The organism is Bacillus sp. T17B1 (assembly GCF_026796395.1).
GTDB lineage: Bacteria > Bacillota > Bacilli > Bacillales > Bacillaceae > Bacillus > Bacillus spizizenii_A.
On record NZ_JALAYA010000015.1, the window covers coordinates 23,321 to 34,265 of the forward strand.

Annotated in this window: 1 protein-coding gene; it reads left to right on the forward strand. The window is 36.4% G+C overall.

Annotation, left to right across the window (positions count from 1 at the left end; translation table 11 throughout):
* The first annotated feature begins 15 nt into the window (after positions 1-15).
* Positions 16-10,929, forward strand: a complete 10,914-nt coding sequence (locus MOF34_RS08410) for an SDR family NAD(P)-dependent oxidoreductase (protein ID WP_268399763.1) — start codon at positions 16-18, stop codon at positions 10,927-10,929.
* The last annotated feature ends 16 nt before the right edge of the window (positions 10,930-10,945 follow it).

Below are 10,945 nucleotides of genomic sequence, written 5' to 3' on the forward strand. Positions count from 1 at the left end.
AAAGGAAGTGATCACATGGATCAAGCTAATAAGATTCGATGTTATATTGATGTTAAAAATGAGAATTTTGTTCTTCGGGATCATCGGGTTCATCAAGTGCGGATTATGCCCGGAGTAACATTTTTAGATCTCATATATAAGCTTTTACAGGCAAAAGAATTCAATCCTGAACAGGTTGAGTTACGACATATTCTCTTTAAAGAAGCGATTGCAACTACCGAATTTTATGACAAAAAAGTATATATTAACATTTATCGTGATGAAACAAATCCATTTTGGACAGTAGTTGCCAAAAGTAAAAAAGTCAAAAATGGTCTTGAGTTAGAGGATGAATGGGTAGAAAATCTTCAGTGTGAACTTCACTTAATAGAAGCAAAAAAAGAACAACCCATTAATATTGAAGAATTAAAACGTTCTGCCGATGAAGTAGTTGATTTAGATAGCGTGTACTCATTAGCTCGCCAATTGGATATCAATCATTATGAGTTCATGAAAGGGTTAGGGACTTTATATAAGGGAGAGAGATTTATCCTAGCTGAAGTTTCATTAAGTCCTTTGTCAAAAAAGTATATGGAACAGTTTTATTTACATCCAGCTTTCCTAGATTGTTCAACTTTAATTCCTTTCTTTCATGATGATAACATTAATATTTCAGAGCCATTTATACCTATATTTATCGAAAAATTTCGGACAGTCGATTCATTAGGTGAGAGATGTTATATCTATATTAATGATCCAGCTAGAAGGCGTTTGACGGATGATATGATGACTGCTCAATATGCAATATACAACGAAAATGGGGATATGGTTGCTAAATTTGAAGGTTTTTCATCAAAAAGAATTCGTTCGAAAGAGTTTATTACCAAATATTTGGATCATAAGAGAGAAGATTATTTGAGCTATAAAGAAATAAATGATGAGGTTGATGCAATTTCTATATCTCATAATGATATGGATTCTGAGGAAGTGACGATTGAAAATGATTTGCGTAAAATGATCGCCACCGTTCGTAATTGCAGTATAGATGATGTTGATCCAAAAATAGCATTCTATGACCAAGGCTTGGATTCTACCGAACTATTAGATTTGGTTATGAAAATTGAAGAAAAATTAAATTGCCAACTATACCCTACCCTCCTTTTTGAATACACGAATATTAAAACATTATCCAATTATCTAATGGAGGAGTACGGAGAGCAATATAAGTCTTATTTGGAAACGAACTATAATAATGTAAGTGCTAAACAAGTACAAGAAAAACAAAGTATCAAAGAGAGTATGACAGCATCACAAGCTCGACCATTACAATTAAAAAGAAGTCATGTTAAGTATGACAACTCAACGGATATTGCAATAATTGGTTTGTCAGGTAGATATCCACAATCCCCAGATTTGTACTCTTTTTGGGACAATATTTCAACAGGACGGAATTGTATTACAGAAGTTCCTGCAGATCATTGGGATGTAGAAACGGACTTAGATCCTAATCCAACAAGCCAAAATAAGAATTATAGTAAGTGGGGAGGCTTTTTGTCCGAAGTCGATAAATTTGATCCTGTTTTCTTTCGAATTGCTCCCAGTGAAGCAGAAAAGCTTGATCCCCAATTAAGGATTACGCTGGAGACTGCATGGCATACTGTTGAGGATGCAGGCTATACTCCTGATAAACTCTCCAAAGAAGATGTCGGGGTTTATGTCGGGGTCATGAATAATGACTTTACTTGGGTGGCCTCTGAGAACTATATTAAGACAGGAGAATTTAGCTCCCCGGGCAATTTTAATCATGAAATAGCTAATCGTATTTCGTATTGCTTAAATTTAAGTGGTCCAAGTTTAACCGTTGAAACAGCTTGTTCTTCTTCATTGACAGCTATTCATTTTGCTAGAAATGCAATCATTGGTGGAGAATGTACAGTTGCACTAGCTGGAGGTGTAAATTTAAGTTTGCATCAGAGTAAGTATCTGATGTTAAGTGGACTTAAAATATTATCTCCTGACGGAACGGAAAGAACTTTTGATGAGGAAGCGAATGGATATGTGCCTGCTGAAGGAGTAGGTATGGTTCTATTAAAGTCGTTACCGCAAGCGATTGCGGATGGTGATCATATATATGGCGTCATCAAAAGTTCATCTGTTAATCATTCTGGATCAGAAGCAGGGCAGCATGTTCCAAATGTGAAGTCTTTGGCACGTTTGGCGCAAAGATGTATTGAGCAATCGGGTGTGAACCCAGAACATATAGGATATATTGAAGCGCATGGGACAGGTACTTCAGTGGGTGATACATTGGAATTGAAAGCTTTAGGGACTGCTATTCGAACTTTTACCAATAAAAAGAGCTTCTGTGCGCTTGGTTCGAAGGCTAACTTTGGTCATTTAGAATCTGCATCGGGAATATGTTCTTTAACCAAGGTGTTGCTCAGTTTGAAGTATGGCAAAATACCAAAGTGTGCTAACGTAAACCGTGTGAATTCTGCTATTTCATTAGATGACTATCCTTTTTATATTCCTCAAGAAACTATGGAATGGGAGAGTAATAACCGTCCGAGAGTGGCAGCAATTAATTCCTTTGGTATCGGAGGGGCTAATTCTTTCATGGTAATAGAGGAATATGTGAAAGAAACAAATGAACAAAATGATTACTCCAATCAGCATGTGGTAGTTCTATCTACGCGTAAAGAAACTAATTTGAAGCAATATGCGCAATCGGTTATTGAATTTTTAGATCAAGAAAGTGAAAACTTGAGAGAACGAAATACTAACTCCTTTTTGTCTAGCATGGCGTATACTTTGCAAACAGGACGCAAGCCTTTTCAAGAACGGTTGGCAGTTGTTGTGTCCAGTCCCGATGAGTTAAAGAATAAACTTGTCCGTTATGTTTCGGGGGAGCAACAAATAAACAATTTGTTCGCTGGAAATGTGAAAAAGGGATCTACTAAGCTTAAATCATCCCAATGGAGAGCAACTATAGAATCCGATAAACTAAGCGACATGGCTGAAAAATGGGTATCTGGAGGGGAAGTGAATTGGGAGTCTTTATACGAACGTCCTCCGCAAAAAATGTCACTTCCAAACTATCCTTTTGAGAAAAACTCATTATGGATTGGACAGATAACGGGATTACACAGCTCTGATAAATCAAAAGATGAAGTTGTGTTTCCGCCTAGCGTGAACTCAGAGTATTTAGAAGGCGTGAATCGAGTATACCTACGTCATGTTTGGAATAAAAGTGATTCAATGCTGAGTAAGCATGAATCATGGCATGGAGAATCTATTCTCATATTCGATACAGACGAACATTTACGAGATATCTTACTAGAAAAGATTGCTAGAGAAGGAAGTAAAGTAAAAGTAATCTTGGTAAAACCAGGTGATGCTTATCGCTACGTAAGTTCAGAGGTATTTGAAATAAAACCAAATCAATTCAGTGACTATGAGCGGTTAATCACAACGCTTAAGCTTAATAATGCTCTTCCTTCAAAAGTTCTATATTTATGGTCAAAAGAAAGGTTTAATGATGAAACTCCAGAATTAGACAAACATCTGCATAAAGGGTTATATTCAGTATTTCCATTGACACAAGCGCTTATGAAGATGAAATTAAAACATACCGTTAAATTATTGTATGTTCATAGTGAAAAACAAAAACAGATTTACCATGGGGCATTGGCTGGATTATTTAAGACCGTTCAAATTGAAAATCCATGTTTTGTATATAAGTCTGTAATGATTGATTTTCCTTTGACAGAATCGGAACTACTCATCGACTTATTGCAACGTGAATATCAAATGAGTGATAGTGCAGTCGAAGTTAGATACACCCAGGGGGAAAGACATGTAAGAACATTAAGGCAGTTTGATCCGCCTGTTGATCAAATGCAGTTCAATATGCTGAAAGATCACGGTGTTTATCTTATTACAGGAGGTTTAGGTGGCTTAGGTTTCAACTTTGCACGTTATATTGCAGAGCAAGTTCATGCCAAGATAGTGTTGGTAGGTCGTTCAGTGCTTAATCCAGATAAAGAAGCCAAACTAGATGAATTGAGATCTTTAGGGGCAGAGGTAGTGTATATCCAAGGAGATATCACTAGAGAAGAAAGTGTAAAAGAACTGATAAGAGAAGTGAAAGCTATGTATGGTGAATTGCATGGCATCATTCACAGTGCAGGAGTAATTCAGGATCGTTTGCTCATCCAAAAAGAACAAGATGAAATAAAGAAAGTGATTGCTCCCAAAGTGTACGGCAGTGTTTATCTGGATGAAACAACCAAAAATGAGCCGCTTGACTTCTTTGTGCTATTTTCCTCCACAGCTGGTGTTATGGGGAATACAGGTCAGAGTGATTATGCTTTTGCAAACAGTTTCTTGGATAGTTTTGCAGCGGATCGTGAAGAAAAACGCCATTTTGGAAAGAGAAATGGAAAAACAGTCTCGATTAGTTGGCCCTTATGGAAAGAGGGTGGAATGAACGTAGACGAGCAAACTAAACAATATATTCTAAAAAAGTATGGTATGTCACCAATGAATACCAAGACGGGACTGGAAGCCTTTCAGTATAGCTTGTCAAATTCCGAGAGCCATATTGTTGTAGCAGAGGGGAATCGTCAAAAAATAATAGAGGCAATAGGTGACAATAGTGAAAAAACTACAGAAGAGTCAGAGTTAATCATTCAAACAAATGATAGACAGGTCCTAAATTCAGAAGAACAACATGTACAGTCAAGTCAATTAAATAAGTATCTTTATAATGATGTTCTCTCTATTGTGGTAGAAATACTAAAAATAAATGAAGACGATATTGATATGGATACTGAACTCAGTGATTTTGGATTTGATTCAATATTACTGACTAAATTTAGTGAGCATTTAAGTGATTTATATCATGAGAATATTTATCCTTATATTTTCTTTGAATACCGAAACCTCGGTTCTTTGATAGACTATCTTGCAAATGAATATAGAGGAAAAATGGTAGAGCGATATCTGGAAAATTTTAAGGGTTTACAGGAAGATTCAGAACAACAACTTCAATCTATTTCAACTGTTGATGAAAAATCAGTGGAAATGGATAGAGGATCTACATTTGAACCTGTTGCTATCATTGGGATGGACGGTACGATGCCACAGTCGGAAGATTTAAATTGTTTTTGGGAAAATATTGAACAAGAAAAAGATTTGATTACAGAGATACCAGAAAATCGTTGGCACATAAATAATGTTAGTGAAGAATTTGACGGTGAACAACATTCCTTTCCAAAATGGGGAGGTTTTATGGACGAGATAGACAAATTTGATCCATTGTTTTTTGGCATCTCACCCTGGGAAGCAGAATTAATGGACCCACAACAGCGTCTTTTTATGGAAACAGTTTGGAAAACTATAGAAAATGCAGGATATAAACCTTCAGATCTTTCGGGAACTAGAACAGCATTATTTGTTGGTGTTGCTACAACTGATTATCGTGAACTTTATCAAAAAAATCATACTGAAATAAATGCTCAGACTACCACAGGAACATCCCATAGTATTCTGGCAAATAGAATTTCGTTTTTGCTTAATATTCATGGTCCAAGTGAGCCAATTGATACAGCATGCTCTAGTTCTCTTGTTGCAATTCATCGAGCTGTTGAAGCCATACAATACGGCCAGTGTGAGATGGCAATTGCTGGTGGGGTTAATATAATCGCAAGCCCTAACCTTAATGTTTCATTTCACAAAGCTGGAATGTTAGCTACTGATGGGCGTTGTAAAACATTTGACAATAAAGCTAATGGGTATGTACGTGGAGAAGGTACTGGCGCACTACTTTTAAAACCATTAAGACAAGCTGAAGCTGATGGTGACCATATATATGGTGTGGTAAGAGGAACAGAAGTGAATCATGGTGGACATGCAAATTCATTAACTTCGCCAAATCCAATAGCACAGAAGAACTTGTTAGTAAGAACCTATCGGAAGTCAGGTGTAAATCCTGCTACACTGGGCTATATTGAAGCACATGGCACAGGTACGTCTCTGGGAGATCCTATTGAAGTTGAAGCCCTTAAAAAAGCTTTCCAACAGTTACATGAAGACTGGGGAATTTCACACCCCCCACAACAGTACTGTGGTTTGGGTTCAGTGAAAACAAACATTGGTCATTTAGAGACCGCTGCTGGTATAGCAGGCGTATTTAAAGTTTTATTAGGAATGAAACATAATCAAATACCAGGAACCCTACACTTTAATGAGTTAAATCAATATATTGAGCTTGAAGAAAGCCCATTTTATATAGTAGATAAAACTCAGTCATGGGAACACTTGAAGGACAAGAATGGTCGCCAAATTCCGAGAAGGGCGGGTGTGAGTTCTTTTGGTTTTGGTGGGGTCAACGCCCATTTGATTCTTGAAGAATATATGCAACCGGAACCTACTGTAACACAAAGTCAACAACCAGAGTTGATCGTGTTATCAGCTAAGAATAAGAAAAGACTTGCAGAATATGTAAATAAACTTAGACTGTATATCGATCGTAAGGAAGAACAAGACATTAATTTAAGTGCTATGGCCTATACATTACAAATTGGACGAGAGTCAATGGGTGAACGATTGGCTATGGTGGTCTCATCTGTACAAGGATTAAAAGAAGTATTAACAGATTATCAACAGGGAAAAGAAAATATGAGCGTCCTTTACGAAGAAAACACATCCGACAGTAAATTAATAAGCTTACTTTCGGGTGGAGCTGGAAAAGAATTTATCGCAAGGCTAATGAAGGAGATGGAGTATGAAAAACTGGCAAGGCTGTGGTTGTCAGGTTTAGAAATTGATTGGAATTTGTTGCCTACAAAAAACAACCGTAGACGTATACCTTTACCAACTTATCCATTTGCACGAGAAAGATATTGGATTCCTAGTCCTGTTTTGTCGAAAAAGAAAAAAAATAATACTTTTTTACATCCCTTACTTGACAAAATTGATATGAAACAAAGCCTTGGTAATGGGATAGTTCTACGTAAACATTTCAATCGATTGGATCAAATTGTACAAGAACACAAAGTTAATAATAAACCAACGTTACCGGGGGTTGGGTATTTGGAGATGGTGTATGCAGCAGCTTCAGAAATTACCAACGAATTGCCCCAATCCATATTGGATGTGTACTGGTTGCAACCACTGATTGTTGAGGATGAAAAGACGGTAAGTGTTGTAATAACAAATGATGAGGACCAACTGAATTATGAAGTTGTTAGTGGAGAACAGGACAATACAATTATCCATGGAAAAGGCCGTATTGATTTTACAGCTACCGCTTCTGAAGAACAGGAAATATCTATAGCAGATATCAAAACAAGGTGTACAGAACAAATAGACCAAAATAAAATGTACAATGCCCTTGCTAAAGTTGGCTTGGTATATGGTTCTTCGTTCCAAGGTATTCAAGAAGCTTGGAAAGGCACAGACGAAGCACTTAGTTATATTGAGTTACCTGAGAGTTGCTTAGAAGAAAAATTGTCGTATACATTGCATCCTATGCTGATGGATGCTGCTTTGCAAACATTGACCTGTTTAGATATGGAAAATGTGGAAAAGGGAACGTTAAAAATTCCTTTTGCTGCATCGAGAATAGAAATTTTACGACCTTTAGAATCTAATATTTATACTCATGTTTGTATGGTGGATAAGGATCGAATTCAACTGGCAATTACAGATGCTAAAGGGGTTGTTTGCATAAGGGTGTTTGATTTTATCATCAAAGAGGTGAAGGAAACAGACAATAACTTTTTGTACGCCACTAATTGGGAAGCAGAACCAGTTTTTTCAGAAAGGAATAAGAAAGACGCGGGATCAGCATTGATTATTCATTCAGATCAGGGGACGGAACTTGTCAATGATTTATGTGATAAACATCAAGAAGTGTTTTGTATTAATCTAGGGTCAGAAACCCGACAAGTAGGCCCTTACAACTGGGAAGTCCAATCAAATGAAGAGGATTGTTTTGATTCAATCATACAAAAATTACCAAAAATTGATACCTTATATTATTTAGGTGGGATTCAGCAATCTACTGACAGTATGTACCATTTGAAAGAAGGAGATGGCGGTCAGGAACAGGTAGTGCTTTTGCTTTTTAGGTTGATTAAGACATTACAACGAACAAGTTATGTAGAGGATCCTTTGGAAATTAAAGTGATAACGAATAATGTACATCAGGTAATGGATGAGTATCTTGCATATCCTCAAGCTGCAAGTTTGTTCGGCTTTGCAAAGTCTGTAGCCTTAGAACATACAAACTGGTCTATTAGTTGTATCGATGTGGACTTATATTCTGAGGAAGCACAAAACATAGTCGAATCTATTATGGAAGAAAGCGGTAGTCTTCCAGGAAGTGCTGTTGCTATTCGCAACGGTGTACGCTATATACAAAGGATTAGATCACTACAACTACCCAACAAGGAAGAAATCCCTTTTAGACAAAATGGGGTTTATGTCATACTTGGTGGTACTGGTGGAATCGGTTTGGAGTTAAGTCGTTACCTGGCTAAGAGTGTCAAAGCAAAGTTGGTTTTATTGGGACGAAAGCCATTATCCGCAAAACAAAAAGAACAAATTACGCATATTGAATCAATGGGTGCTGAAGTTCTCCATATACAGGCTGATGCTTCCGACTTTTCGAGCATGGAACGGGCAATCAATCAAGTAAAAGAAACCTTTGGTAATATTCATGGAGCAATTCATTCAGCCATGGTGTTAAATGATAAAATGCTGGTCAATATGGATGAAGAAACACTCCTGTCTATACTTAAACCTAAGATATCAGGAAGTGTTAATTTATATGAAGCTCTTAAAGATCAACCATTGGACTTTATGATGTTCTTCTCTTCGGCTATTTCATTTTTAGATAGTGCAGGTCAAAGCAATTACGCTGCTGCGTCTACATTTAAAGATGCTTGGGCTAGGTACTTGCACAAAAACGCACCCTTTCCTATAAAACTAATCAATTGGGGTTATTGGGGAGAGATAGGAGTTGTCGCTACAGAAGAATATAACAAACGAATGGCGGCAAGGGGAATTAAATCGATTCAACCTGAAGAAGGAATAGAAGTCATTCAGCAAGTTTTATTAAGCCAAGTTACACAAGTCATGCCATTTAAAGCAAGTAATGATTTTCTGGGACAGTTGGGAGTTCAATTACAAAAATGTGATCGAATTTACTCTGTAGAAATACCATCGCTTATTGATACAACTGTACAAGCAGTTGAAAAAGAGGGCTTGGATAGCTTAAATGCAACAAGTTATACTGAAGCCCTTAAAAAACTTAAACATTTTGCTCGTTATTTATTACTTTCGGCATTTCAACAAATAGGTGTTTTTAAACGAAGCAAAGAATCGTATAACAAAGAATATCTAAAAAAGAAAATGCAAATTGTTCCTACCTATTCAGGATTATTTGAGACATTGCTAACTATTTTAGAAGAAGGTGACTTTATTCGTACAAATTCGCATCAGGTTACCACAACACATTATTTAGACAGTCAAGAATTACAACAAAAGACGAAAGAAATTTCAGAATATAAAAATGATTTGCTATATCATTATCCTAATCTCGAACCTTATGTGAATTTATTGTGGGTTTGTGTAAATTCTTATCCTTCAGTACTTACAGGGAAAAAGTCACATATGGAAGTGCTGTTTCCATCTGGGTCAACAGATCAGGTTAAAAACATATACGGGGGTAACGACAGTGCAGACTATTACAACTTGTTGGTAGCTCAGTTTATTAAAAAATATATTAAGCAACGTCTTAAAAATAGTACCAAGAATAAACTAAATATACTAGAAATCGGTGCAGGTACAGGGGCAACAAGCCATCTTGTATTTAAGGCCATAAAGGAATATGCCCCATATATCCATTACTATTATACTGACATTTCACCAGGATTTACTAAGCAAGCTGAAAAAGTATATGGGGAACACTACCCGTTTGTGGAGTTTCAGGTACTTGATGTAGAAAAAGATATAGTACAACAGGACTTTCAAATGAATAGCATTGATATTGTTCTAGGAAGTAATGTCTTACATGCCACTAAGAATATTAAAAATACTTTGGAACGAATCAAATTCCTTCTTAAAACAAATGGAATCGTGGTAATTAATGAAGTAACGCAGAATCAAGAATTTTTGACTTTAACTTTTGGACTAACAGACGGTTGGTGGTTATTCGAGGATCCAGAATACCGACTCCCACATTCTCCACTACTAAATACAGATAAATGGCAGTCATTACTTGCTCTAACAGGATATAAGCGTACGAAGCTATTGGGTCTTCCTAACCAATCGGATCATGTCAAGAACCAGAGCATTATTATTGCTGAAAGTGACGGACGAGTTTCGACAACCGTTACTGGAAAGCTAGATTCAACAAATGAGGACCAGATTGATAAGGAAAATGAATCAACTTTATTTTCAAATGCAAATATTAACCAAGACCTTTCACACGTTGAATTGCAATCTAAGACGACTGATTATCTAAAAGAACAATTTGCTAATGTATTAAAAATTAATAAAGATAGAATAGATCACAAATCAACATTTGAAATTTATGGTGTGGACTCTCTTGTGATGGTGAGGCTAATTTCTCACCTAGAAAAAGAATTTGGTAAGCTTCCATCAACATTACTATTTGAACATATGACAATTGAAAAACTTAGCGAATATTTCATGCTAAAGCATAAAGAACATTTAAACAAACTCTTTACACCGCAATCAGTGGAATTAATGAAGGAACAATCTTACCATTCGTATAATGAGAACCGAGTCGCCGCCACTAAAGAGACTCAACCATTTGTTACAGAACAATTACAAACGGAAGAAATGGAATATCTTGTTGACAGCTTATCTGACGAAGAGATCGATGAGTTGTTTAATAAAATAGTGGGTTTAAATTGAAAATGTATGGGAGAGA